Consider the following 22,322-nt stretch of genomic DNA (forward strand, 5'->3'; position numbering starts at 1 on the left):
TTTATTATTATTGTTCTACTGATCGTCAATACGGCGCCACACGTGCTTGCCCAGCGCCGCCAGATCGAGATCGGCATCGCCCTGCGCGACGGCATCCTGCAAGGTCGCCCGCAACGTCTCGCCGAACGCCAGCGGCAACCCCTTGCCCTGCCCGGCCTCCACCGCGAGGCGCACGTCCTTCAGGCCCAGCGACAGCTTGAAGCCGGCCGGCGAATAGCGCTCCTCGGCGATCATCCCGCCATAGCCCTTGTAGACGGGCGAGCCGGCGAACAGCGTGCTCGTGACCAGGTCGATGAAATCCGCGGCCGGCACGCCGTGTGCGCGCGCCAGGGCGGCACCTTCTCCCGTCGCCTCGATCGCGCAGGCGAGCATCAGGTTGCACGCGAGCTTGATGGCGTTCGCCTGTTCCGGCTCGCTGCCGAAGCGCCACGTCTTTTGCCCCATCAGGTCGAACAGCGGCTGCACGCGCGCGATCAATTCGTCGCTGCCGCCGGCCAGGATGTTCAGCTTGCCCGCCTGCGCGACGTCCACGCGGCCCAGCACGGGCGCGGCGACATAGCCGACGCCGCGCTCGACGTGCAGCGCCGCCATCTCGCGCGCGAACGCGACGGACACGGTGGCCATATTGACGTGGATGCTGCCGGGCGCCATCGCGGCCAGCACGCCCCCATCCAGCAACACGGCGCGCGTCGCGTCGTCGTCCGCGAGCATGGTGAAGACGACGTCGGCGATGCCGCATTCGGCGGGCGTCGCGGCCGGCTTCGCGCCCAGCGCCGCCAGCGCCTGCACGGGTTCCGGGCTGCGGTTCCAGACGTGCACGGGCTGCCCCGACTTCAGCAGGTTGGCGGCCATGTGGTGGCCCATGCTGCCCAGGCCGATGAATGCGATGCTCATGGTGAGTCTCCTTGGAGAAAACGGTATTAAACCAGCAATCGCCAACCTTCGCCGCGAGCGCGCGCCGCCGAGGTTTGCTATCCTGCCCCGCATCGAACATCGTCTCGGGAAGTCAGAGCATGGGCATCGCCATCGCCGCCTGCGCGTTCCTGCTGGTCGCCACGACCGTGATCCACTACGAGGTCCTGCGCCTGATGACGGCGGTGCTGCCCGCGTTGCGCATCCCGCCGCGCATGCGGCTCGTGTTCGTGATCGTCGGCGCGTTCGGCGCGCACTTCATCGAAATCCTGTTGTACGGCCTCGCCTACTACGTGCTCGCGTCCCGGTTCGGCCTCGGCCACATGGGCGACCCGGGCCCGCTGCCGTTCACGCGCTGTCTGTACTTTTCCGCCGAGACCTACACCACGCTGGGCTACGGCGACGTACTGCCGCATGGCGACCTGCGCCTGCTGGCGGGCGTGCAAGCGCTGAACGGGATGCTGCTCATCGGTTGGACGGCGTCGTACACGTATCTGTCGATGGAGCGGTTGTGGGATGACGGCAAGGACAGCCGCCGGACATAACAGGCGACGGCGCGCGTCAAGTATTTCGACATCGAACTGGAAAACGTGTTGATCGGCATGGTGAAGCCGCATCTGGGCGGTGACGAAATAAAATCGCGTGACCGGAGAGCCGCCATGCCATTCGACACGGACAAGTTTGCGGCTTACCTGCGCACTCACGCGGGCAAGCATAGCCAATCGCATTGCGCAAAATTCGTGCGCCGTGCTCTCGAAGCCGGCGGCGCAGACACGAAGGGCATCCTACGCCGGCCAGGCTGTACGGCCCCACGCTACTGAGTAACGGTTTTCATGCCATTTCGGTCGATAATCCCGACAAGTTCCCGTTTCAGCAAGGCGACATCGTCGTGGTGCAGCCCACCGGACATGGAAACCCGGCCGGACACATTGCCGGCTACGATGGAAAGAAATGGATATCGGACTTCGATCTGCTGTTCGACTCGCAGGATCCGCGGGTGACCGACCTGGACGTGTCGACGACTTCGCCAGGCAAAGTGTCCGTCGTCTATAAAGATCCTGTCGACGGCAAGGCGATCCGGATCGATTTCGACGTGGCCCTGGTGGCCGGCATCTGGAAAATTACGGATGTCCTCTACAACAGGCCTGAACAGGTGTCCCTGAAACGGTCTTGTCCCGGAAGCTTCCCCGACAGGTGGCCGCGCCAGATTAACGATTTTTAATCTGGCGCCCATCACCGCTTAACGCCCCGCCACACATAGTTCCGCTGTCCGGCCTCCCGGTCCTCGCCGTGCACAAGTCCAGCGTGCCCGTATCCGCCGCCGTGCGCGCAGGCGAGCCGTTATACCGCATCGATCCGACCCCATACGAGGCGCAGCCGAACAGTGCCCCGCCGCCGGGCGCAAGGCCGAGGCCGAGGCCAACATTGCCGTCACGCGCGCAGGCCGACCGCTACAAGGCCCTGCTCGCCTCGAACGCCGTCAGCAAGCAGGCGTCGGACAACGCCGTGGCCGCCGTCGCGCTGGCGCGCCTGAAGATCGACACGGGCGGCCGCCCGCTGCTGCGCACGTGCGCAACGCCGGCTACCGCCTGACGGCCGATGAATCGGCTGTTCCGCCCGTCCCAGCCAACCTGGCGCCGGCGGTCGTCGGCGCCAGCGTGGGAGCGCCGGCCCTCATGAATATCAATTTAATGCGATGGTAATACTAATGCATACGAAATCTATTGCCGCACGGCAATATGACTGCCATAATTTAACAGTTTGACGGTCGAACAAATACCTTGCACCTTGCGAGGCCGCGGACAAGGCGACGGGGACGCCCGGAACGCCCCTTGAACGTGACATTTTCGGGGTGCGCTGTCGTGATGCCGAAGCATTCATAGTCAGCGCGCCGGTCAATGAGTTCATTCATGAAGGCTACCGATGAAAAATAGTTCCAAGATGTTTGGTCGAACCCGTCTTGCTGCTGCGCTGCTCATGTTGAGCACGGCCGTGTTCCCGGGTTACGGCGCGGCGCAGGTCAGCGGTTTCACGCATCCAGGCACGCCGCTCACCCTCTCCGATCTCGCGACACTCAAGTCTTACGTCGACCAAGGCAGGCAGCCATGGAAGTCCGCCTACGACCAGTTGGCGAACGATGGCAAGGCAAAGACCACCTACGTGATGGCGGGGCCATACGCGACCGTGAGCCGTGCGCCCGACGTGAATCTCTGGCCGTGGCGTAACGACATGGTCGCGATCTGGAACCTGTCGCGGATGTGGTATTTCACCCGCAACGACGCCTACGCCAAGCTGGCGCACGACATCCTGATCAAGTGGGCGACCACCCAGACGGCGTTCTCGGGCGCCGAGTCGATGCTCGACCTGGGCGATTACGCCTACATGTTCGTGGGCGGCGCGGACATCCTGCGCGCCACGTGGTCGGGTTGGACGGATGCCGACACGACCACGGTGAAGGCCTATTTCTCGAATGTCCTGATCCCGGCATCGAACCCGTATGGCGAAAACATGTTCGGCGCCGCCAACAAGGGCGCGCTGGCCCTGAATGCCCTCGGGTTGATGGCCATCTTCAACGACGACACCGAATTGCTGAACAAGGTCGTCTACCAGACCCGCACGCTCGCCCACATCGGCCTGCGCAGTTCCAACGACATCGGCATGCTGGGCGACTATCTGCGCGACCAGGGGCACGCCTATGGGCAGCTCAAATCGCTGACCATGCTCGCCGAGGCGCTCTGGAAGCAGGGTATCGACGTCTATTCCGATCTCGACAACCGCCTGCTGGCGGCGGGTGAATATTTCGCGCGGGTGAACGAGCTCGTGCCCACGACCGCCCTACCGTTCGGCACCACCGATGCCTACTACATCACCGACGTCACCAACCGCGGGTGGAACGGCGCCGGGGGCGGGAACATCGCGCTCAACCAGATCTATGGCGCCTACGTCCTGCGCAAGGGCATGCAGGCCCCCTTCATCGCGCAGCGCCGCCAGTGGATGCCGGTGGACAGCGGCAGCTTCATGTTCCTGAAGGACGTCGACACCTCGACGGCGGCGCCCGCGCCGGCGCTCGCCATTCCCGCGACCGCCTCGATCACCTCGGGCTTTTCCGATACGGATATCGGGGGCGCCACGCCGGCCGGCACGTCTTCGTACGCCAACGGCATCTGGACCGTGGCGGGCGCAGGCGCCGACAGCTGGGGCACGGCCGACAGCGGCCACTTCGCCTACCAAGCGCTCACCGGCGACGGCGCCATCATCGCGAAAGTCGAATCGATCCAGAACACCAGCATCTACGCCAAGGCGGGCGTGATGATGCGCACGAGCCTGGCCCAGGGCGCCCCGCGCGCCACGATGCTCGTGACGAACCAGGTCAAGGTCGAGCAGAACATGCCGAACCTGTCGGTCTACGGCGGCACGAACTACGGCAACAAGGCCCTCCCCATCGCGAACACCGTGCCGTCTTACTGGGTGAAGCTGGAACGCATCGGCAACATGATCACGGGCTACGTGTCGCCCGACGGCACCAACTGGGCCGCCACCGACGTCGGCCGCATCAACGACCCCGTTCCCGACACGATCTATGTCGGCCTGACGGTCGTCTCGCACGCCAACGGCACGCTGAATACGTCCACGTTCAGCAACGTCCAGATCACCGGCGGCGACGGTGGTGCGCCGGCCGTCATCCCCGCCGCGCCCGCGACGCTGCAGGCCGCGCCGGGCGATGGCGCGGTCCCGCTGCGCTGGCAGCAGTCCTTCGGCGCCACGGGCTACGCGGTCTTGCGCGCCACGACCAGCGGCGGCCCCTACTCGACCATCGCCTCTGGCGTCGCGGGCGGCAGCTACGTGGACACAACAGTGACCAACGGCACGACCTACTACTACACCGTCACGGCGACCAACGCCGCCGGCACGAGCGCCAATTCTCCCGAGGACAGCGCCACGCCCGTGCACCCGCTGGTGAACGTCGCCACCGGCGGCGCCCCCAACGACAGCGCGAACAACCCGGCCAACGCCAGCAACGCCTTCGACCAGAACTCGGGGACGGAATGGTTCTACTCGGGCGTGATGGGCTGGCTGCAGTATGACCTCGGCCACACGGAGACGGTCCAGCGCTACACGGTCATCAGTGCAAACGACAAGGTCGGGCGCGATCCGAGGGACTGGCAGTTCCAGGGTTCCAACGACGGCGTCTCCTGGACAACGCTCGACACGCAAAGCGGCCAGGCGTTCGCCAATCGCTTCCAGCTGAACAGCTACACGGTCGCGAGTCCGGCCGCCTATCGCTGGTACCGGCTCAACATCACGTCCAATAACGGCGACACCGGCTTTACGGATCTCGCCGAATTCGGACTGTTCGCTGCCAAGCCGTAGTCGTTCGGCGGACGTAAAAAAACCGGGACACACAGTCCCGGTTTTTTTCGACGCAGAGCGCTTACATCAACGCTTGCGCGGCGGTGGCAGGTCCGTGCAGACGCCTTCATAGGCCTCCGCCGCCATGCCGATCGACTCGCCGAGGGTCGGGTGCGGGTGGATCGTCTTGCCGATGTCCACGCCGTCCGCGCCCATCTCGATGGCCAGCGCGATCTCGCCGATCATGTCGCCGGCGTTCGTGCCGACGATCGTGCCACCCACGATGCGGTGGGTTTCGGCGTCGAACAACAGCTTCGTGAAGCCTTCCGAGCGGCCGTTGGCGACGGCGCGGCCCGAGGCGGCCCACGGGAAGTGGCCCTTCTCGACCTTGACGCCCTTGGCTTTCGCTTCGTCTTCGGTCAGGCCGACCCATGCCACTTCCGGATCGGTGTACGCCACCGACGGGATCACCTTCGCATCGAAGAAAGCCTTCTCACCGTGCGCGGCTTCCGCGGCGACGTGGGCTTCATGCACGGCCTTGTGCGCCAGCATCGGCTGGCCCACCAGGTCGCCGATGGCGAAGATGTGCGGCACGTTGGTGCGCATCTGGCCGTCGACCGGGATGAAGCCGCGGTCGGTGACCGCGACGCCGGCCGCTTCCGCGCCGATCTTCTTGCCGTTCGGGCTGCGGCCCACGGCCACCAGCACGAGGTCGTAGACCTGCGCTTCCGGTGCCGGCTGGCCCGCTTCCGCGGCTTCGAACGTGACCTTGATCCCTTCCGGCAGCGCTTCCACGCCGACGGTCTTGGTCTTCAACATGATGTTGTCGAAGCGGTGCGCGTTGAACTTCTGCCAGACCTTGACGGCCTCGCGGTCCGCGCCCTGCATCAGGCCATCCATCATCTCGACGACGTCGATGCGCGCACCCAGGGTCGAGTACACGGTCGCCATTTCGAGGCCGATGATGCCGCCGCCGATGACCAGCATGCGCTTCGGCACCTGGCGCAGTTCCAGCGCGCCGGTCGAATCGACGATGCGCGGATCTTCCGGCACGAACGGCAGCTTTACCACAGCCGAACCGGCCGCGATGATCGCCTTCTGGAACGCGACGACCTTCTTCGCGCCGTCGGGACCCGTCACCTCGATGTGGTTCGGGCTCAGGAATTTACCCACGCCCTGCACCACGTTGACCTTGCGCGACTTGGCCATGCCGGCCAGACCACCCGTCATCGTCTTGATGACTTTGTCCTTGTACGCGCGCAGCTTGTCGATGTCGACTTCGGGCTTGGCGAACGACACGCCGAGATCGGCCATGTGCGCCGTCTCGTCCATGATGTGCGCCACGTGCAGCAGCGCCTTGGACGGGATGCAGCCCACGTTCAGGCAGACGCCGCCCAGCGTCGCGTACTTCTCGACGAGGACGGTGTTCATGCCCAGGTCGGCCGAGCGGAACGCGGCCGAGTAGCCGCCGGGGCCGGCGCCCAGGACCATCATCTCGCATTCGACGTCGACGGGGCCGGTGTAGCTGGCTGCGTTCGGGATCGGTGCGGCCGGCGTAGGTGCGGCCGGGGCAGCAGCCGGCGCAGGGGCGGCGGCCGGTGCCGAAGCCGGTGCCGCGGCCGGAGCCGGTGCCGCGGCGGCAGGCGCCGAAGCGCCTGCGCCGGCTTCGTCGACGGTCAGCAGCAGCGAGCCTTCGCTCACCTTGTCGCCGACCTTGACCTTCAGTTCCTGCACGACGCCGGCGTGGGTCGACGGGATCTCCATGCTGGCCTTGTCCGATTCGACAGTGACCAGGGACTGATCGACCTTGATGGTATCGCCGGGCTTGACCATCAGTTCGATGATTTCGACGTCCTTGAAATCGCCGATATTCGGGACTTTGACTTCAACGGTGCTCATGGGCTCTCCTTACAGCAGCGTCTTGCGCAGGTCGGCCAGGACATCGGCCAGGTAGGTCGTGAAGCGGGCGCCGGCGGCACCGTCGATCACGCGGTGATCGAACGACAACGACAGCGGCAGCATCAGACGCGGCTGGAAGGCCTTGCCGTCCCACACCGGCTTCATCGAGGACTTCGACAGGCCCAGGATCGCGACTTCCGGTGCGTTGATGATCGGGGTGAACGCGGTGCCGCCCAGTCCACCCAGCGACGAGATCGTGAAGGTCGCGCCCTGCATGTTCGCGGGCGACAGCTTGCCTTCGCGCGCCTGCGCGGACAGCTCGCCCATTTCGGTGGCGATCTGCGACACGGACTTCTTGTCGGCGTCCTTGATGACCGGGACGACCAGGCCGTTCGGCGTGTCGGCCGCGAAGCCGATGTTGTAGTACTTCTTGAGGATCAGCTGGCCGTTGGCTTCGTCCAGCGACGCGTTAAAGTTCGGGAACTTCTTCAGCGCGGCGACGGAGGCCTTGATCACGAAGGCCAGCATGGTCAGCTTGACCGGCGACTTGGCTTTCGCGTACGCGGCGTTCGATTCGACGCGCAGTTCTTCCAGGTCGGTCACGTCGGCTTCTTCGAACTGCGTCACGTGCGGGATCATCACCCAGTTGCGGTGCAGGTTCGGGCCGGAGATCTTCTTGATGCGCGACAGCGGCTGGGCTTCCGTCTCGCCGAACTTGGAGAAGTCCAGCGACGGCCACGGCAGCAGGTTCAGGCCTGCGCCACCACCGGCTGCGGCCGGCGCGGCCGTCGGGCCGGCGGCCAGTGCGGACTTGACGAAGCCCTGCACGTCCTGCTGGGTGATGCGGCCCTTGGGACCGGAACCCTTCACCTTGTTCAGGTCGACGCCCAGTTCGCGCGCAAACTTGCGTACGGACGGCGAGGCGTGGGCCGATGCGAAGCTCGCGGCCGGCGCGGCGGCGGCGGCCGGTGCGGCGGCCGGTGCCGGTGCCGGTGCCGGAGCCGCGGCAGGTGCCGGCGCCGGGGCAGGCGCTGCGGCCGGAGCCGGTGCCGGTGCGGCGGCGGCAGGTGCCGGCGCCGGGGCAGCTTCCGCGCCGCCTGCGGCTTCCTCGAGCAGCAGCACGACCGAACCTTCGCCGACCTTGTCGCCGACCTTGACCTTCATTTCCTTCACGACGCCCGCATGGCTGGACGGGATCTCCATGCTGGCCTTGTCCGATTCCACCGTGATCAAGGACTGGTCGACCTTGATCGTGTCGCCCGGCTTGACCATCAGCTCGATGATTTCGACTTCCTTGAAGTCACCGATGTCGGGGACTTTGACTTCCACAATGCTCATCTTTGTTAACTCCGTATTTTTTGTCGTTAGCCGTAGAACCGCCATCCCCGCGAACGCGGGGATCCATGCTGAGTTGGACGAAGTAGCATACATCAGCGACTCCGGATACTCAGCATGGGTTCCCGCGGGCCGCCGAGGCTTGCGCGGGAACGACGGCTATTCGAGCATTACTGGGTCACAGGATTCGGCTTGTTCGGATCGATGCCGTATTTGGCGATCGCGTCCGCCACCACCTTCGCGTCGATCTTGCCTTCCTCGGCCAGCGATTTCAGCGCGGCGACCGTGATGTAGTAGCGGTTCACCTCGAAGAACTCACGCAGCTTGGCGCGGGTGTCCGAGCGGCCGAAGCCGTCGGTGCCCAGGACCTTGTACGTGCGGCCGCTCGGGATGTAGGCGCGGATCTGCTCGGCGAACAGGCGCATGTAGTCGGTCGTCGCGACGATCGGACCTTCGGAACCCTGCAGCAGCTGGGTCACGTACGGCACGCGCGGTGCTTCGGTCGGGTGCACGAGGTTCCAGCGGTCGGCGTCCTGGCCGTCGCGGGCCAGCAGCGTCAGCGACGGGCACGACCACACGTCGGCGGCGACGCCCCAGTCGTTCTTCAGCAGTTCGGCGGCGAACACGGACTCGCGCAGGATGGTGCCGGAGCCCATCAGCTGCACGCGCAGCTTGGCATCCTTGTCGCCTTCCTGGAACAGGTACATGCCCTTGATGATGCCCTCTTCCTGGCCTTCCTTCAGGCCCGGCTGCTCGTAGTTCTCGTTCATGATGGTGATGTAGTAGAACACATCCTCCTGCTTCTCCACCATGCGGTGCAGGCCGTTCTGGATGATCACCGCCACTTCGTGCGCATACGTCGGGTCGTACGGGATGCAGGTCGGGATGGTCGCCGCGAAGACGTGGCTGTGGCCATCCTCGTGCTGCAGGCCTTCGCCGTTCAGCGTCGTGCGGCCGGCCGTGCCGGCCATCAGGAAGCCGCGGGCGCGGATGTCGCCGGCCAGCCAGGCCAGGTCGCCCACGCGCTGCAGGCCGAACATCGAGTAGTACGTGTAGAACGGGATCATCACGCGGTTGTTCGTCGAGTACGACGTCGCCGCGGCGATCCACGAGCACATGCCGCCCGCTTCGTTGATACCCTCTTGCAGGATCTGGCCCGCCTTGTCTTCGCGGTAGTACATCACCTGGTCCTTGTCGACCGGCTCGTACAACTGGCCCTGCTGGTTGAAGATACCGATCTGGCGGAACAGGCCTTCCATACCGAACGTACGCGATTCGTCGACGAGGATCGGGACGATGCGCTGGCCCAGGCCCGGGTCCTTCAGCAGCGTGGTCAGGGTACGCACATAGGCTTGCGTCGTCGAGATCTCGCGGCCGGCAGCGGTCGGGTCGGTGACGGCCTTGAAGGTCGACAGCGGCGGGACCGGCAGCTTCTCGTCGGCCTGCTGGCGGCGGTGCGGCAGGTAGCCGCCCAGGGCTTTGCGGCGCTCGTGCAGGTATTTCATTTCAGGCGCGTCGTCGGACGGCTTGAAGAACGGGATCTCGGCCAGCTTGTCGTCGGGAATAGGAATGGCGAAGCGGTCGCGCATTTCGCGGATCGCCTCGTCGTCCAGCTTCTTGGTCTGGTGCGCCGTGTTGCGCGCCTCGCCCGACTTGCCCATGCCGAAGCCCTTGACGGTCTTCACGAGCAGCACGGTCGGGGTGCCCTTGTTTTCCTGGGCGTTCTTGAAGGCCGCGTAGATCTTGTGCGGGTCGTGGCCGCCGCGGGTCAGGCGCCAGATGTCGTCGTCGGTCATGTTCGCGACCATCTTCAGCAGCTCCGGGTGCTTGCCGAAGAAGTGCTTGCGCACGTACGCGCCGTCCTTCGCCTTGTAGTTCTGGTATTCGCCGTCGACGGTTTCCATCATCACGCGCTGCAGGATGCCGTCCTTGTCCTTGGCCAGCAGGTCGTCCCAGCCCGGGCCCCAGATGACCTTGACGACGTTCCAGCCGGCGCCGCGGAAGTCCGCTTCCAGTTCCTGGATGATCTTGCCGTTGCCGCGCACCGGGCCGTCCAGGCGCTGCAGGTTGCAGTTGACGACCATGACCAGGTTGTCCAGCTTTTCGCGCGCGGCCATGCCGATCGCGCCCATCGATTCCGGCTCGTCCATCTCGCCGTCGCCGCAGAAGACCCAGACCTTGCGGTTGTCGGTCTTGGCGATGCCGCGGGCTTCCAGGTACTTCAGGAAGCGCGCCTGGTAAATGGCCATGATCGGGCCCAGGCCCATCGACACGGTCGGGAACTGCCAGAAGTCCGGCATCAGTTTCGGGTGCGGGTACGACGACAGGCCCTTGCCGTCGACTTCCTGGCGGAAGTTCAGCAGCTGCTCTTCGGAGAGGCGGCCTTCCAGGAACGCGCGGGCGTAGATGCCGGGCGAGGAGTGGCCCTGGATGTACAGCAGGTCGCCGCCGTGGTCTTCGGTCTCGGCGTGCCAGAAGTGGTTGAAGCCGATGCCCAGCATGTTGGCGAGCGAGGCGAACGACGAGATGTGGCCACCCAGGTCGCCGTCGAGGCGGTTGGCCTTGACGACCATCGCCATTGCGTTCCAGCGCATCCACGAGCGCAGGCGCTCTTCGTATTCCAGGTTGCCCGGGCAGTGGGCTTCCAGGTGGGCCGGAATCGTGTTCACGTAGGCGGTATTGCTCGAGAACGGAACGTGGGCGCCGCGGCGGCGCGCCAGATCGACCAGGCGCTCCAGCAGGTAGTGCGCGCGATCGGTACCTTCGAATTCGATGACCGCTTCAAGCGCGTCGAGCCATTCTTTGGTCTCGAGCGTATCCGGGTCGTTGGCGGCTTGTGCCGTCAACTGGTCGAGTTGAGCTGACATTTGCTACGTCTCCTTGAGTGTGGTGCCCCACCCGATCCCGATTTATCCCGGACGTTTGGTGGCGAAAAGACTATCCCTTGAATAAAGCCTGTCGATTCTACCAGTGGAGCACGCAATTTTCAAAATATGATATTCAATTTCATAATGTGGGATGCGACTATGTGAAGCGCATAAAGAATCGGTCATTTCCGCGAAAGCGGGAATCCATGGAACGTCTGCACGTCGTCGGCATGGATCCCCCTGCGCGGGGATGACGTTCTGCGCACAGGCACGTCTATAAATATGACAACGAACGCTTTCAAGCGGCGCGCGATACCTGTAGCGCGCTTATAATTTCGTTTTTGTCCAGCACACGAGTCCCCGCCATGCCCGCCCAACTGATCGACGGAGTCAAACTTTCCCAACAACTGCGCGCCGACATCGCCGCTCGCACCGCCGCGCTCACTGCCGCCGGCCACAAGCCCGGCCTGGCCGTGATCATCGTCGGCGACGACCCGGCCAGCCACGTCTACGTGCGCAACAAGGTCAAGGCCTGCGGCGACGTCGGTTTTCACTCGGTGCTGGAAAAGTACGAGGCTGATTTCTCGGAACAAGCCCTGCTCGACCGGATCGCCGCGCTGAACGCGGATCCGGCCATCCACGGCATCCTCGTGCAGATGCCGCTGCCGAAGCACATCGACCCGTCGAAAGTCATCGAAGCCATCGCCACCAGCAAGGACGTGGACGGCTACTCGGTGCTGTCGGCCGGCGAACTGATGACCGGCCTGGAAGGCTTCCGCCCGTGCACGCCGTACGGCTGCATGAAGCTGATCGAGACGACCGGCGTCAACCTGCGCGGCAAGCACGCCGTCGTCATCGGCCGCAGCAACACGGTCGGCAAGCCGATGGCGCTGCTGCTCTTGCAACAGAACGCCACCGTCACCATTTGCCATAGCGGTACGCCGGACCTGGGCTACCACACGCGCCAGGCCGACATCGTGGTCGCCGCCGTCGGCCGCCGCAACACGCTGACGGGCGATATGGTCAAGCCGGGCGCCATCGTGATCGACGTGGGCATCAACCGCAACATTGATGGCAAGCTGTGCGGCGACGTCGACTTCGACAGCGTCAAGGAAGTCGCTTCCCACATCACCCCGGTGCCGGGCGGCGTGGGTCCGATGACCATCACGATGCTGCTCATGAATACCTTGGAGTCGGCCGAGCGCGTGGCGAAACGTAACTAAGCGCGCGTAACGCCCTCAAAAGGCCGGCCCGGGTAAGATGGCGGTGAGATTGAATATAAGGATTCTAGAGATGACGACCGAAACGACCAATCCCCTCCTCGACTTTTCCGGCCTGCCCCGGTTCGACCTGATCCGTCCCGAGCACGTGACGCCCGCGATCGAGCAGTTGATCGCGGAGGCGCGCGACGCCGTGCGCCAGGCCGAAGCGCTGGCGCAAGGCGCGGTCACGTGGGACAACTTCGTCGTCCCGCTCGAGGAAGCGACGGAACGCCTGGGCCGCGCCTGGGGCGTCGTCAACCACCTGAACCACGTGATGGACACGCCCGAGCTGCGTGCCGCCTATAACGAGAACCAGCCGAAGATCACCGAGTTCTGGACGGAGCTGGGCCAGAACGAGGCGCTGTTCGATAAATACAAGCAGCTGCGCGCGGGCGCCGACTTCGCGAACCTGTCCCCGGCCCGCAAGCGCATCGTCGAGAATGCCCTGCGCGACTTCCGCCTCGGCGGCGCCGAGCTGCCGGAAAAGCAGAAGGAACGCTTCGCCGAGATCCAGGAAGAGCAGGCCAAGCTGTCGACGCGCTTCTCGGAAAACGTGCTGGACGCGACCAACGACTATAAATTGCTCGTCACCGACGAAGCAGATCTGTCCGGCCTGCCGGACGACGTCAAGGCGGCCGCGCGCGCCGCGGCGGAGCGCGACGGCAAACAGGGCTGGCAATTCAGCCTGCACTTCCCGTCCTACTTCCCGATCCTGCAATTCGCCGACAAGCGCGAGCTGCGCGAACAGATCTACCGCGCCAACGCCACCAAGGCGTCCGAGATGGGCGCCGTGTTCTCCGAGCTGGAAAAATGGGACAACACGGGCAATATCGCCCAGCTGTTGAAACTGCGCGACGAGGAAGCGAAGCTGCTCGACTTCCAGAGTTTCGCCCACGTCTCGCTCGAACCGAAGATGGCCGAGACGCCGGAACACGTGATCGAGTTTTTGGAGGACCTCGCGCGCCGCGCCCGTCCATACGCCGAGAAGGACCTGGCCGAGCTGCGCGCGTTCGCCAAGGATGAACTGGGCATCGCCGACATGCAGGCCTGGGACGTGGCCTACGCGTCGGAAAAGCTGCGCGAGAAGCGCTACGCGTTCTCCGCGCAGGAAGTGAAGGAATACTTCCCGGAGCCGAAGGTCGTCGCGGGCCTGTTCAGCCTGATCTCGAAACTGTTCGACGTGACGATCGCTCCGGACGACGCGCCCGTCTGGCATCCGGACGTGCGTTTCTATCGCATCGAAAAGAACGGCCAGCTGATCGGCCAATTCTACCTGGACCTGTACGCGCGTCCGGGCAAGGGCCAGGGCGCGTGGATGGACGACGCGCGCGGCCGCAGGCTCACCACGGGCGGCATCGTGCAGACGCCGATCGCCTACCTGACCTGCAACTTCACGCCGCCGGCGGAAGTCGACGGCAAATTGCAGCCCTCGCTGTTCACGCACGACGAAGTGACGACGCTGTTCCACGAATTCGGCCACGGCCTGCACCACATGCTGACGGAAGTCGACGAACTGTCCGTGTCCGGCATCTCGGGCGTCGAATGGGATGCCGTCGAGCTGCCGTCCCAGTTCATGGAAAACTTCTGCTGGGAGTGGGACGTCCTGCAAGGCATGACGGCGCACGTGAAAACGGGCGAGCCGCTGCCGCGCGCGCTGTACGACAAGATGCTCGCGGCGAAGAACTTCCAGTCCGGCATGCAGACGCTGCGCCAGGTCGAGTTCTCGCTGATCGACATGCACCTGCACTACGACTTCGACCCGAACAGCCAGAAGACCGTGCAGGAACTCGTCGACGAGGTGCGCAACAAGTTCGCTGTCCTGATCCCGCCGTCGTTCAACCGCTTCCAGCATTCGTTCGGCCACATCTTCGCGGGCGGTTACGCGGCCGGCTATTACAGCTACAAATGGGCCGAGGTGCTGTCGGCCGACGCGTATGCCGCGTTCGAGGAAGCCGCTCAAGCGGGCGACGGATCGCTGCTGATTGATGCGGGAAAACGCTTCCACCGCGAGATCCTGGCCGTGGGCGGTTCGCGCCCGGCGCTCGAATCGTTCAAGGCCTTCCGCGGCCGCGAGCCGACCATCGACGCGCTGCTGCGCCATAACGGGATGCAGGCCTGAGCACCATGCGCGCCGTCGCCGCGCTCGCCCTCGCGTCCGCCGCAGCGGCTGCCGCCGCGCAGGGCCAGACGTACAAGTGGAAAGACGCGGCCGGCGTCGTCCACTACAGCGACAGGCCGCCGGCCGGCGGCAAGGCGCAGGTGCTGCGTGCCGACGGCCAGCAGGCCGCGGCGCCATCGCTGCCGTACGAACTGGCACGCGCCGTGCAGAACCACCCTGTGACCTTGTACACGACGGCCCGCTGCGACGCGTGCGACCAGGGCCGCGCCCTGCTGCGCGCACGCGGCATCCCGTTCGCGGAAAAGACGGTGACCACGCCGGAAGACCAGCAGCAGCTGCACAGCATCGGCGGCAAGGACGAGCTGCCGCTGCTGGTCGTCGGCCGGCGCCAGGTCACCGGCTTTACTGCCGCCGCGTGGAACGAAGCGCTCGATTCGGCGTCTTATCCACGCAAGACGATGCTGCCGCCGGGCTACCGGACGGGTGCCGCCGAAGCGGCCGCCCCCGCGAACTTGCCGGCCCCGCTGCCGCGTGTGCCGGCGGCACCGGCGCCGGATGCGGCGGCCGCGCAGGCCGAGCAGCAGCAGCCCAGGCAGCCGCCGCAGCCGAAAAAAACGCCACCGGATTTCCAGTTCTGAGCGCCATGCGAGAGGGTTACGTTATGCTTATCCGGCCTCCGGCCCACGCACGTCGCCCCTGCGCAGGCAGGGGCCCGATTTCGCGCCGTCGACTGCCCATGCGAACTTGGGGGAAGAGTGCCGGGGGCACTCTTCCGCCTTCGCGGGAACGACGGATTCATTTCTCTCCGCCTTGATATGACCCGGATCGACTTCCACACCAACATCCCCGACAAGCTCGGCTACGCCTGCCGCCTCGCGCGCAAGGCGTACGCGGCGCACGCGAAGCTCGTCCTGCTGGCCGACAGCCAGGCCCAGGCCGACGCCCTGAACGAGGCGCTGTGGACGCTGTCCGGCACCGACTTCATCCCGCACGTGATGGCCGGCGATCCGCTCGCGCCGGAAACGCCGGTGATCGTCACGGCCGACGAGCAGGTCGAGCTGCCGCACCGCGACATGCTCGTGAACCTCACGCGCCGCACGCCGGCCGGCTTCGAACGGTTCGCGCGCGTGTTCGAAATCATCTCGACGGACGAGGAAGACGCCGCCGCCGGCCGCGCGCGCTACGTCGCGTACAAGAAGCAGTCGTATCCGTTGACGCACTTCGTGGCGGGCCAGTCATGAGCGATATTCCCTTCAACGACGAAAGCATCCCGGTCCTGACGGAAGTGGTGGCCGAGACCGCGCCAGCGCCAGCGGCCGCGCCAGCGGCCGAAGCACCGGCCGCCGAAGCACCGGCCGGCGCCGAACCGGCGGTCGCCGCACCGCGCGAACTCGACGACGACGCCTGGCGCGCGCTCGAGGAACGCATCGTCGCGCGCGTGCTCGACCGCCTGCAGGACCGCGTCGAACTGGCACTGGAAGACCAGGTCCGCACCAGCATGGCTCCGGTGCTCGACGCCGTGGTGACGCGGCTGGCGACCGAATTGCGCGACGGCCTGCAGGTGACCGTCGAGCAAGTTGTCGCGCGCGCCGTCGCGCAAGAGCTGGCGCATCTGCGCACGCGCGGCTGATACAGCGTCATTCTCTCCGCGGAACGCTTTCCGTGCGCCGTAAATTAGGGTAACTTTGCTTGGCGCACATAACATCCTTCCTGGAGAGAACATGCAGGTCACTACGAAACTCATCCCCTTCGCCATCGCCCTCGCCTTCGCGGGCACGGCCGGCGCGCAGCAGGTCGTCAAGATCGGCCACGTGGCGCCGATCTCCGGCCCCAGCGCGCACCTCGGCAAGGACAACGAGAACGCCGCGCGCATGGCCATCGACGAGCTCAACGCCAAAGGCTTCACGCTGAACGGCCAGAAGGCCACGCTGCAACTGATTTCCGAAGACGACGGCGCCGACCCCAAGCAGGGCACGGCGGTGGCGCAGAAGCTCGTCGATGCGAAAGTCAACGGCGTGGTCGGCCACCTGAATTCCGGCACCACGGTGCCCGCGTCGAAGATCTACAACGACGCCGGCATCGTGCAGATCTCGCCCGCCACGACGGCGCCCGTCTACACGCGCCAGCACTTCCCGGGCGCGTTCCGCGTCGTCGCCAGCGATGCCAAGCTGGGCAGCACGCTGAGCAAGTACGCCATCGACACGCTGCACGCGAAAAACATCGCCATCATCGACGACCGCACGACGTACGGCCAGGGCGTGGCGGACGAGTTCGTGAAGGGCCTGAAAAAGCCGGGCATCAAGATCGTCGGCCGCGAATTCACGAGCGCGACCGCCACCGACTACACGGCCATCCTCACGTCGATCAAGGCGAAGAAGCCGGACCTGATCTTCTTCGGCGGCATGGATTCCGTCGCGGGCCCGATGCTCAAGCAGATGAAGGCACTCGGCATCACAGCCGTGTTCATGGGCGGCGACGGCATGTGCACGGACGCGTTGGGCCGCCTGGCCGGCGACGGACTCGGCGAAGGCCGCGTGTATTGCGCGGAAGCGGGCGGCGTGAAGGGGCCGCAGGAAAAAGTCATGGACGACTTCCGTGCCCGCTACAAGAAGAAGTTCAATATGGACGTGCAACTGTACGCGCCGTACGTCTACGATTCCGTGATGGTGATGGCGAAGGCCATGCAGGACGCCAAGTCGGCCGATCCCGCCAAATACCTGCCGGTCCTCAAGAACATCAAGTACGAGGGCGTGACCGGCACGATCCAGTTCGATGCGAACGGCGACATCAAGGATGGTGCGTTGACCTTGTTCACCTATAAAGGCGGCAAGCGGACGAAACTGGACGTGATCCGCTAATTGCAATCATTTCACGCGTAAGGTGGGCATTTGAGGCCGGGCCTCAAATGAAACGAGCCCACGCGCATGTTTGCGGTATGTTGGCGCTACGCGTGGGCACGCATTGCAAGCCCGGCTTGAAATGCCCCACCTACGTTCCATGAAAAAAAGCGCGCCTGCTGATGCATGGCGCGCTTTTTTTTCGGCTTGAACCGCGGGATTACTTCTGCGACAGGACCCACTTGACCAGCGTGTGCGCTTCCGCTTCGGTGACCTGCGGGTTGGCCGGCATCGGGACCGGACCCCAGACACCCGAACCGCCCTTCATGACCTTCGCGACCAGCTTGCCTTCGGCATCTTTCTGGCCAGCGTATTTGGCGGCGACGTCCTTGTAGGCCGGGCCGACCAGCTTGGTTTGCACGGAGTGGCAAGCCATGCAATTCTTCGCTTTCGCCAGGGCGGCCGCGTCTTGCGCGAAGGCGCCGGTGGAAGCCAGGGCAGAGACTGCAGCAAACAACATCAACGAACGTTTCATCACGTATTCTCCAGTTGGGGCATTTCTAATAATTAGATTCTATCGTGTTTCCCAGCCAGCAGCGGCATGGACATAATCAGTAACGGATGATACAGAATGTGGTTGACCAGATGGCAGTATTCCGTTGCTTTACGGCACTACTGTTGTAACATGGCCGCTTGAAAGGAATGCCGATATGCCCCTGATCCTCTTGATTGCCGTCCTCGTCGTGCTGCGTTTCTTCGAGGTCTGGCGCTTTGCCGAACTGTCCTGGTGGTGGATCGTCGCCCTGATGGTGGTCGCCTTCATCTGGTTCGAATTCATCGAAAAGATGCTGGGCCTCGACAAGCGCAAGGCCCACAACCTCGACGAGAAGCGCCGCAAGGAACGCGTGAAGCAGAGCTTCGGCAAGCGCAAATGACGCAGCCGGGAGCTTAGCGCGGCACGCGCATTGCCAGACATGCCGTGTGGCGTATGTGGCATGCTCTCTCGACGGATGAACCCCGTCGTCCTCGCGCAAGCGGGGATCCATACCGAGATTCCGAAGTCGGTAGCGGTGCGTTCCTGCGACGTACTCGAGTTCCGCGGCTCAGCATGGATTCCCGCTTGCGCGGGAATGACGTTCCCCAAACTCAGCAGGTAACCGCCCCCTTGCTGGCCGGCTGCGCCAGCGCCGCGAACTTGGCCAGCACGCCGCGGGTGTAGCGCGGCGCCGGACGCACCCAGGCCGCGCGCCGGCGGGCGATCTCGTCGTCCGGCACGTTCAGCTGGATCAGCTGATGGTGCGCGTCGATCGTGATCGAGTCCCCTTCCTGCACGAGCGCGATCGTGCCGCCCTCGAACGCTTCCGGCGTCACATGCCCCACGACCATGCCCCAGGTGCCGCCGGAAAACCGGCCATCCGTGATCAGCCCCACGGATTCGCCCAGACCCTTGCCGATCAGCGCCGCCGTCGGCGCCAGCATCTCCGGCATGCCCGGACCGCCGCGCGGCCCCAGGTAGCGCAGCACGAGCACGTCGCCCGGGTTGATCTTATTGGCGAGGATCGTGTCCATCGCGCTGTATTCGTCGTCGAACACGCGCGCCGGGCCCGTGATCACGGGATTCTTCAGGCCCGTGATCTTGGCCACGCAGCCTTCCGGGGACAGGTTCCCTTTTAAAATCGCCAGGTGGCCTTCGTCGTACAGCGCGCGGTCCAGCGGCCGGATGACGTCCTGTCCCGCCGGCGGCACGGACGGCACGTTCGCCAACTCCTCGGCGAGCGTGCGGCCCGTGATGGTGATGCAGTCGCCGTGCAGCAGGCCCGCGTCCAGCAGCAGCTTCATGACCTGCGGGATGCCGCCCGCCTTGTGCAGATCCGTCGCGACGTATTCGCCCGACGGTTTCAGATTGCAGATCACGGGCACTTTGCGGCGCACGCGCTCGAAATCGTCGATCGACCATTCCACCTCGGCCGCGTGCGCGATGGCGAGGTAGTGCAGCACGGCGTTCGTCGAGCCGCCGGTCGCCATGATCAGCGCGACGGCGTTTTCGATGGACTCGCGCGTGATGATGTCGCGCGGCTTGAGGTCGCGCTTGACGGCTTCCACGAGCACGCGCGCCGACTCGGCCGCCGATCCGACTTTTTCGTCGTCGGGATTGGCCATCGTCGACGAGTACAGCAGCGACATGCCGAGCGCCTCGAACGACGACGACATCGTGTTCGCCGTGTACATGCCGCCGCACGATCCGGACGACGGACAGGCGTTGCGTTCGATGCCGTCGAAATCCTCCTGGCTCATGCGCCCCGCCGTGAATTCGCCCACCGCTTCGAAGGCCGACACGATCGTCAGGTCCTTGCCCTTCCAGTGGCCCGGCTTGATCGTCCCGCCGTACACATAGATGCCGGGGACGTTCGTGCGCGCCAGCGCGATCATCCCGCCCGGCATGTTCTTGTCGCAGCCGCCGATCACGACGACGCCGTCCATCCACTGGCCGTTGACGCACGTTTCGATGCAGTCGGCGATCACCTCGCGCGAGATCAGCGAGAACTTCATGCCTTCGGTGCCCATCGACATGCCGTCGGAAATGGTCGGCGTGCCGAACACCTGCGGATTCGCACCCGCATCGCGGATGGTGGCGATGGCCACGTCGGCCAGTTTCTGCAGGCCGGAATTGCAGGGCGTGATCGTGGAATGGCCGTTGGCGATGCCGATCATCGGCTTGTCGAAATCCTCCTGGCGGTAGCCCATCGCGTAATACATCGAGCGATTCGGACTGCGGGCAACGCCTTCGGTCACATGGCGGGAACGGCGGTTGTAGCGCGGCTGGTCGGGCATGGTCGGCTCCTGATGGGACGATTTTTCCAGCATGCCGCGCGGCCAAGCCCGCGTCAAATGGGGCGTCAGGCGTGCTTCTGATATGCTGCGCCAATCACAGACATGTCACTCATATCGATGAACCTGGAATTGCGCCAGCTGCGCTACTTCGTCACCGTGGCCGAGGAATTGCACTTCGGCCGCGCCGCCGCGCGCCTGCACATGACGCAGCCGCCGCTGTCGCAGGCCATCGCCGCGCTGGAAGATGGCCTCGGCACCGCGCTATTCCTGCGCAACCGCCGCATGGTCGCGCTGACGCCGGCCGGCAGCGCCCTGCTGCCCGAGGCCCGCCGCATCCTCTCCGAAGCGGCCCTGCTGCCCGACCTGGCGCGGCGCGCGGCCAGCGGAGAAGCGGGCCGGCTCGCGCTCGCGTTCATCACGTCGGCCGACTACAGCGTGCTCCCGCCCTTCCTGCGCCGCTACAGCGAGCGCTATCCGGGCGTGCAACTCTCCCTGCAGGAAGCGACGTCGGACGTGCAGGTCGACGAGCTGCTGCGCGGGCGCATCGACGCGGGTTTGCTGATTCCACCGCTGCCCGACCGCGCGCGCGCGGAACTCGATTACATGAAGGTGCTGGACGAGCCGCTGATCCTGTGCGCGCCGGCCGGCCTCGCGCTGCCGGCGGTCCCGCGCCCGCGTGCCCGCGCGACGCGCACGCGGGCGGCAGCCGATGCGGCGCCGCCGCTCGGCCCGCACCTGGGCGCGCCCGTCCGCCTGCAGGATTTGCCGCATCTGCCGCTGATCATTTTCCCGCGCGAGATCTCGCCCGCCCTGCACGATGCCATCCTGTCGTGCTTCCGCGCGGCGGGCATCACGCCGGCGATCGGGCAGCAGGCGATCCAGATGCAGACCATCGTCAGCCTCGTGTCGGCCGGCATGGGGTTAGCACTTGTGCCACAATCCGTGTCGAACCTGATGCGCCCCGGCGTAGAATACCGTGCCCTCGCCGACGCGACCCCATTGGTCGAGACCGGCATCGCATGGCGCCGCGATAACCCTTCGCCGGTGCTCAAGGGCTTCCTGGAACTATTGAGGACTATCTAATATGCTCGTTCACCCGCAACCGAACCCGGTCGCCTTCAGCATCGGCCCCGTCGAGATCCACTGGTACGGGATCATGTACGTGGTCGCTTTTGCCCTGTTCATCCTGCTGGGCCGCGTACGCATCAAGACGCAGGCCCACGTGCAGGCGCAAGGCTGGACCTACACCGACCTCGACGACATGCTGTTCTACGGGATGCTGGGCGTGGTGATCGGCGGGCGCCTCGGCGAAGTGCTGTTCTACCGCCCGGATTATTACTTCTCGCATCCGGCCGAAATCTTCATGACGTGGCACGGCGGCATGTCGTACCACGGCGGCTTTATCGGCGTGCTGATCGCGATGGCGCTGTGGGCCCGTAAGCGCGGCCGCAACCTGCTCGATGTGTACGATTTCATCGCGCCCATGGTCCCCATCGGCTATGCGTGCGGGCGCCTGGGGAATTTCATCAACGCGGAACTGCCGGGCCGCCTGGCCGATCCGAACCTGCCGTGGGCGATGCTGTGGCCGGGCGTCGAAGGGCCGCGCCATCCGTCGCCGCTGTACCAGATGCTGGTGGACGGCGTCCTCGTATTCGTGATCATGTGGCTGTTCGCGCGCAAGCCGCGCCCGCGTCTCGCGGTGGGTGCGCTGTACACGCTGCTCTACGGCTGCGCGCGTTTCTTCACCGAGTATTTCCGCGTGCCCGATTGGGAGACGCATGTGATGGGATTGCCGATCACGTCGGGGCAGGTGTTGTCGCTGCCGATGATCGTGGCGGGACTGATCATGCTGGGGTGGGCGTATTCGGATGCGAACAAGCGGGCGGTGCACGCGTAGCAGGCATACGAA

Annotated in this window: 19 protein-coding genes; 13 read left to right on the top strand and 6 right to left on the bottom strand. The window is 65.1% G+C overall.

All coding sequences use genetic code 11. The features are described 5' to 3' along the window. Window positions 1-15 precede the first annotated feature (15 nt). Window positions 16-894, bottom strand: a complete 879-nt coding sequence (locus BVG12_RS14780) for an NAD(P)-dependent oxidoreductase (protein WP_075793055.1) — start codon at window positions 892-894, stop codon at window positions 16-18. 119 nt (window positions 895-1,013) lie between these two features. Here BVG12_RS14780 and BVG12_RS14785 point away from each other — a divergent pair, with 119 nt between their 5' ends. The 4 genes from BVG12_RS14785 (at window position 1,014) to BVG12_RS14795 (ending at window position 5,283) form a co-directional block, all read left to right on the top strand. Beyond that, the gene (locus BVG12_RS14785; RefSeq protein WP_075793056.1) at window positions 1,014-1,457 is read left to right on the top strand and encodes a potassium channel family protein; all 444 of its coding nucleotides are present in this window, start codon (window positions 1,014-1,016) and stop codon (window positions 1,455-1,457) included. 182 nt (window positions 1,458-1,639) lie between these two features. Continuing rightward, window positions 1,640-2,134 carry a hypothetical protein gene (locus tag BVG12_RS14790; RefSeq protein ID WP_156895645.1) on the top strand — a complete coding sequence of 165 codons (495 nt, stop codon included), beginning with the start codon at window positions 1,640-1,642 and terminating at the stop codon, window positions 2,132-2,134. 83 nt (window positions 2,135-2,217) lie between these two features. Next, the gene (locus tag BVG12_RS34060; protein WP_156895646.1) at window positions 2,218-2,505 is read left to right on the top strand and encodes a hypothetical protein; all 288 of its coding nucleotides are present in this window, start codon (window positions 2,218-2,220) and stop codon (window positions 2,503-2,505) included. A gap of 384 nt (window positions 2,506-2,889) precedes the next feature. Beyond that, window positions 2,890-5,283, top strand: coding sequence for a discoidin domain-containing protein (locus BVG12_RS14795; RefSeq protein ID WP_229503882.1), 2,394 nt, complete (start codon window positions 2,890-2,892; stop codon window positions 5,281-5,283). Window positions 5,284-5,349: 66 nt separating this feature from the next. Here the strand turns inward: BVG12_RS14795 and lpdA are convergent, their stop codons facing one another. From lpdA to aceE, 3 genes are all read right to left on the bottom strand, one after another. After that, window positions 5,350-7,161 carry a dihydrolipoyl dehydrogenase gene (lpdA, locus tag BVG12_RS14800; RefSeq protein WP_075793058.1) on the bottom strand — a complete coding sequence of 604 codons (1,812 nt, stop codon included), beginning with the start codon at window positions 7,159-7,161 and terminating at the stop codon, window positions 5,350-5,352. 9 nt (window positions 7,162-7,170) lie between these two features. Then, window positions 7,171-8,499 carry a dihydrolipoyllysine-residue acetyltransferase gene (gene aceF, locus BVG12_RS14805; protein ID WP_075793059.1) on the bottom strand — a complete coding sequence of 443 codons (1,329 nt, stop codon included), beginning with the start codon at window positions 8,497-8,499 and terminating at the stop codon, window positions 7,171-7,173. 167 nt (window positions 8,500-8,666) lie between these two features. Next, window positions 8,667-11,363, bottom strand: coding sequence for a pyruvate dehydrogenase (acetyl-transferring), homodimeric type (gene aceE, locus BVG12_RS14810; protein ID WP_075793060.1), 2,697 nt, complete (start codon window positions 11,361-11,363; stop codon window positions 8,667-8,669). Window positions 11,364-11,728: 365 nt separating this feature from the next. Here aceE and folD point away from each other — a divergent pair, with 365 nt between their 5' ends. The 6 genes from folD (at window position 11,729) to BVG12_RS14840 (ending at window position 17,602) form a co-directional block, all read left to right on the top strand. Continuing rightward, complete coding sequence (gene folD, locus BVG12_RS14815) at window positions 11,729-12,586, top strand: bifunctional methylenetetrahydrofolate dehydrogenase/methenyltetrahydrofolate cyclohydrolase FolD (RefSeq protein ID WP_075793061.1); 858 nt, start codon at window positions 11,729-11,731, stop codon at window positions 12,584-12,586. Between the two features lie 70 nt (window positions 12,587-12,656). Beyond that, entirely contained in the window at window positions 12,657-14,744 is a 2,088-nt protein-coding gene (locus tag BVG12_RS14820) for a M3 family metallopeptidase (RefSeq protein WP_075793062.1), read from the top strand. 5 nt (window positions 14,745-14,749) lie between these two features. Then, window positions 14,750-15,382, top strand: a complete 633-nt coding sequence (locus tag BVG12_RS14825; RefSeq protein ID WP_075793063.1) for a glutaredoxin family protein — start codon at window positions 14,750-14,752, stop codon at window positions 15,380-15,382. Window positions 15,383-15,559: 177 nt separating this feature from the next. After that, window positions 15,560-15,985, top strand: coding sequence for a DNA polymerase III subunit chi (locus tag BVG12_RS14830; RefSeq protein ID WP_075793064.1), 426 nt, complete (start codon window positions 15,560-15,562; stop codon window positions 15,983-15,985). Further along, the gene (locus BVG12_RS14835) at window positions 15,982-16,374 is read left to right on the top strand and encodes a DUF2486 family protein (RefSeq protein WP_075793065.1); all 393 of its coding nucleotides are present in this window, start codon (window positions 15,982-15,984) and stop codon (window positions 16,372-16,374) included. The genes BVG12_RS14830 and BVG12_RS14835 overlap by 4 nt, the downstream gene beginning before the upstream one ends. A 91-nt stretch (window positions 16,375-16,465) precedes the next feature. Further along, entirely contained in the window at window positions 16,466-17,602 is a 1,137-nt protein-coding gene (locus BVG12_RS14840) for a branched-chain amino acid ABC transporter substrate-binding protein (RefSeq protein WP_075793066.1), read from the top strand. A gap of 199 nt (window positions 17,603-17,801) precedes the next feature. Here BVG12_RS14840 and BVG12_RS14845 read toward each other — a convergent pair whose 3' ends face one another. After that, a complete protein-coding gene (locus BVG12_RS14845) occupies window positions 17,802-18,116 on the bottom strand; it encodes a c-type cytochrome (RefSeq protein WP_075793067.1) in 315 nt (104 codons plus the stop codon). A gap of 175 nt (window positions 18,117-18,291) precedes the next feature. Between BVG12_RS14845 and BVG12_RS14850 the strand changes: the two genes are divergently transcribed. Further along, a complete protein-coding gene (locus tag BVG12_RS14850) occupies window positions 18,292-18,516 on the top strand; it encodes a TIGR04438 family Trp-rich protein (protein WP_075793068.1) in 225 nt (74 codons plus the stop codon). Between the two features lie 211 nt (window positions 18,517-18,727). Here BVG12_RS14850 and ilvD read toward each other — a convergent pair whose 3' ends face one another. Further along, entirely contained in the window at window positions 18,728-20,413 is a 1,686-nt protein-coding gene (ilvD, locus tag BVG12_RS14855; protein WP_075793069.1) for a dihydroxy-acid dehydratase, read from the bottom strand. 117 nt (window positions 20,414-20,530) lie between these two features. Between ilvD and BVG12_RS14860 the strand changes: the two genes are divergently transcribed. Next, a complete protein-coding gene (locus BVG12_RS14860) occupies window positions 20,531-21,496 on the top strand; it encodes a LysR family transcriptional regulator (protein WP_075793070.1) in 966 nt (321 codons plus the stop codon). 1 nt (window position 21,497) lies between these two features. After that, window positions 21,498-22,310 carry a prolipoprotein diacylglyceryl transferase gene (gene lgt / locus BVG12_RS14865; protein ID WP_075793071.1) on the top strand — a complete coding sequence of 271 codons (813 nt, stop codon included), beginning with the start codon at window positions 21,498-21,500 and terminating at the stop codon, window positions 22,308-22,310. Window positions 22,311-22,322 lie beyond the last annotated feature (12 nt).

The sequence above is a fragment of the Massilia putida genome (genome assembly GCF_001941825.1).
Taxonomy (GTDB): Bacteria; Pseudomonadota; Gammaproteobacteria; order Burkholderiales; family Burkholderiaceae_D; genus Telluria; species Telluria putida.

What these genes read in the sequence shown, in the direction of transcription:
- BVG12_RS14780 (WP_075793055.1), bottom strand. Translation starts at nt 894, where the DNA reads ATGAGCATCGCATTCATCGGCCTGGGCAGCATGGGCCACCACATGGCC.
- aceF (WP_075793059.1), bottom strand. Translation starts at nt 8,499, where the DNA reads ATGAGCATTGTGGAAGTCAAAGTCCCCGACATCGGTGACTTCAAGGAA.
- lgt (WP_075793071.1), top strand. Translation starts at nt 21,498, where the DNA reads ATGCTCGTTCACCCGCAACCGAACCCGGTCGCCTTCAGCATCGGCCCC.
- BVG12_RS14850 (WP_075793068.1), top strand. Translation starts at nt 18,292, where the DNA reads ATGCCCCTGATCCTCTTGATTGCCGTCCTCGTCGTGCTGCGTTTCTTC.
- aceE (WP_075793060.1), bottom strand. Translation starts at nt 11,363, where the DNA reads ATGTCAGCTCAACTCGACCAGTTGACGGCACAAGCCGCCAACGACCCG.
- BVG12_RS14840 (WP_075793066.1), top strand. Translation starts at nt 16,466, where the DNA reads ATGCAGGTCACTACGAAACTCATCCCCTTCGCCATCGCCCTCGCCTTC.
- BVG12_RS14860 (WP_075793070.1), top strand. Translation starts at nt 20,531, where the DNA reads ATGAACCTGGAATTGCGCCAGCTGCGCTACTTCGTCACCGTGGCCGAG.
- BVG12_RS14835 (WP_075793065.1), top strand. Translation starts at nt 15,982, where the DNA reads ATGAGCGATATTCCCTTCAACGACGAAAGCATCCCGGTCCTGACGGAA.
- folD (WP_075793061.1), top strand. Translation starts at nt 11,729, where the DNA reads ATGCCCGCCCAACTGATCGACGGAGTCAAACTTTCCCAACAACTGCGC.
- BVG12_RS14820 (WP_075793062.1), top strand. Translation starts at nt 12,657, where the DNA reads ATGACGACCGAAACGACCAATCCCCTCCTCGACTTTTCCGGCCTGCCC.
- lpdA (WP_075793058.1), bottom strand. Translation starts at nt 7,161, where the DNA reads ATGAGCACCGTTGAAGTCAAAGTCCCGAATATCGGCGATTTCAAGGAC.
- BVG12_RS14785 (WP_075793056.1), top strand. Translation starts at nt 1,014, where the DNA reads ATGGGCATCGCCATCGCCGCCTGCGCGTTCCTGCTGGTCGCCACGACC.
- BVG12_RS14845 (WP_075793067.1), bottom strand. Translation starts at nt 18,116, where the DNA reads ATGAAACGTTCGTTGATGTTGTTTGCTGCAGTCTCTGCCCTGGCTTCC.
- BVG12_RS14830 (WP_075793064.1), top strand. Translation starts at nt 15,560, where the DNA reads ATGACCCGGATCGACTTCCACACCAACATCCCCGACAAGCTCGGCTAC.
- BVG12_RS14795 (WP_229503882.1), top strand. Translation starts at nt 2,890, where the DNA reads ATGTTGAGCACGGCCGTGTTCCCGGGTTACGGCGCGGCGCAGGTCAGC.
- BVG12_RS14825 (WP_075793063.1), top strand. Translation starts at nt 14,750, where the DNA reads ATGCGCGCCGTCGCCGCGCTCGCCCTCGCGTCCGCCGCAGCGGCTGCC.
- ilvD (WP_075793069.1), bottom strand. Translation starts at nt 20,413, where the DNA reads ATGCCCGACCAGCCGCGCTACAACCGCCGTTCCCGCCATGTGACCGAA.